A 2,678-nucleotide genomic window follows, 5' to 3' on the forward strand; every position below is an offset into this window, starting at 1 on the left:
GCGCTGGCCGGCACGGTGCTCACCGACCTGATGACCCAGCCCGTGGGCCAGGGGCGCGGCGGCCGGGACATCTACCTGGGCGACATCTGGCCCAGCTCCGAGGAAGTCCAGGCGCTGATGCACCATGCGATGAATGGCGCGGCCTTCCAGGAAAATTACGAAAAGGTCGGCAGCGAGCCGGGTAAGCTTTGGGAAAAGATCCGCGGCGTCAGCGGCGCGACCTATACCTGGCCCAAGAGCACCTATATCGCCGAGCCGCCGTTCTTCAGCGATTTCACGCTAGCCATCGCCCAGCCCGTGACCACGGGCATCCAGCCGAGCAACCCCTATGCGGTGCACGGCGCGCGCATCATCGCGCTGTTCGGCGACTCGATCACCACCGACCATATCTCGCCGGCCGGCTCCATCCACCCGAAGTCGCCCGCGGGCGAATGGCTCAGCGCGCACGGCGTGCAGCAGGCGGACTTCAACAGCTATGGCTCGCGCCGCGGCAACCACGAGGTGATGATGCGCGGCACGTTCGCCAACGTGCGCATCAAGAACCTGATGCTGCCGCCGCTGGCCGACGGCGGGCGCGAGGAGGGCGGGCTCACGCTGTACCGCGACGCGGCCTGCGAAGCGCGCAAGATGCCGATCTACGATGCGGCGATGCAGTACCAGGCCGAAGGCCGGGCCAGCGTGATCTTCGCGGGCGAGGAATACGGCACGGGCTCGAGCCGCGACTGGGCCGCCAAGGGCACGCAGCTGCTGGGCATCAAGGCGGTGATCGCGCGCAGCTTCGAACGCATCCACCGCAATAACCTCGTAGGCATGGGCGTGCTGCCGCTGCAGCTGCGCGGCGACGACAGCTGGAGCAGCCTGGGGCTGGTCGGCGACGAGTTCATCGAAGTCATTCCCGACCCGCTGCTCACGCCGCAAAGCGATGCCGAACTGTGCATCACGCGCGCCGACGGCAGCCAGCTGCGGCGCACGCTGACGCTGCGCATCGACACGCCGATCGAAGCCGACTACTACCGCCACGGCGGCATTCTGCCGTACGTGTTGCGCCAGCTGCTGGGCGCGTAAGCGCCCCGGCGCAGGCCCCGGTGCGGGCCGGCGCATGCCAAAGCCTTTTGGTGCGGAATCCAAAACCCGGGATGATGCCTGCCGTTGCGGTCTGCCGCGCGCTGCGGATTGCCGCCGGCGCGGCAGGGCCGCGTTCGCGCTGGAACTGATACGGTGATTTAGATCAATAAACCATCTGATACGGTCCAAATCGTCCCATCTGCTGCTGTTGCCCAAAACGCTTGCGGCGCATAGTAGCGGGCAAGGGGGCGGCCGTGCGCGAAGCGCTGCCGCCGCCGTTGTCATTGAGGCCTTATGTCAGATCACCCCACGTCACCACGCGGCAAAGTACCGCGCAAGGTCATCCCCATTGCAGCCGCGCCCATCGAGGCGCACGAGATGCCGTTGTTCGAAGCGCGCAGGAAGATCCAGCCGCGCTCGATCAGCGGCGTGTTCGCGCGCTGGCGCTGGGCCATGGTCTGGATCACGCAGCTGTTTTTCTACGGCATTCCCTGGCTGCAGATCAACGAGCGCCAGGCCCTGCTGTTCGATCTCGAGCAGCGGCGCTTCTATATCTTCGGCTGGCTGCTGTACCCGCAGGACTTCATCTATCTCACGACGCTGCTGATCGTTTCGGCGCTGGCGCTGTTCCTGTTCACCGCGGTCGCCGGGCGGCTGTGGTGCGGCTTCAGCTGCCCGCAATCGGTCTACACGGAAATCTTCATGTGGATAGAGCGCCGGACCGAAGGCGATCGCAGCGCGCGGCTGCGCCTGGACAACAGCGGCTGGACGCGCGAGAAGCTGCTCAAGCGCACGGCCAAGCATGTGCTGTGGCTGGCGATCGCGCTGTGGACCGGCTTCACTTTCGTCGGCTACTTCGTGCCGATCCGCTCGCTGGCGGTCGAAGTCATGGCGCTGCAGGGCGCGTGGCAGATCTTCTGGGTGCTGTTCTACGCGCTGGCCACCTATGGCAATGCGGGCTTTCTGCGCGAGCAGGTCTGCACCCACATGTGCCCCTATGCGCGCTTCCAGAGCGCGATGTTCGACAAGGACACGCTGCTGGTGACCTATGACAGCGCGCGCGGCGAAAGCCGCGGCCCGCGCGCCAAGGACATCGACCACAAGGCCCAGGGCCTGGGCGACTGCATCGACTGCAAGCTGTGCGTGCAGGTCTGCCCCGTGGGCATCGACATCCGCGACGGCCTGCAGTACCAATGCATTGGCTGCGGCCTGTGCATCGACGCCTGCAACACGGTGATGGACAAGATGCACTACCCGCGCGGGCTGATCCGCATGTCGACCGAGAACGGCATGGCCAGGGGCTGGGGCAGCGCGCAGATCCTGCGGCGCGTGCTGCGCCCGCGCGTGCTGATCTACGGCGCGGTGCTGCTGGGCCTGACGGTGGCGATGGTGGTGAGCCTCTACGTGCGTGTGCCGCTCAAGGTCGATGTGGTGCGCGATCGCGGCACGCTGTCGCGCATCGTCGCCGGCGGCCAGATCGAGAACATCTACCGCGTGCAGCTGGGCAACGCGACAGAGCAGCCGCAGCGCCTGCAGCTCTCGGCTTCGGGCCTCGACGGCCTGCGCGTGGCTTCGGAGACCGAAGTCATGGTCGACGCCGCGGCCGACCGCTG

1 protein-coding gene and 1 pseudogene are annotated in these 2,678 nt (G+C 66.7%); both read left to right on the forward strand.

The window, feature by feature from the left end; translation table 11 throughout:
• Positions 1–1,065 (forward strand): annotated as a pseudogene (gene acnA, locus D3H34_RS31620) (aconitate hydratase); the annotation flags it as partial.
• A 294-nt stretch (positions 1,066–1,359) separates the two neighbouring features.
• A partial coding sequence (gene ccoG, locus D3H34_RS31625; RefSeq protein ID WP_119558753.1) for a cytochrome c oxidase accessory protein CcoG occupies positions 1,360–2,678 on the forward strand: 1,319 nt, incomplete at its 3' end.

This window comes from Acidovorax cavernicola (assembly GCF_003581445.1).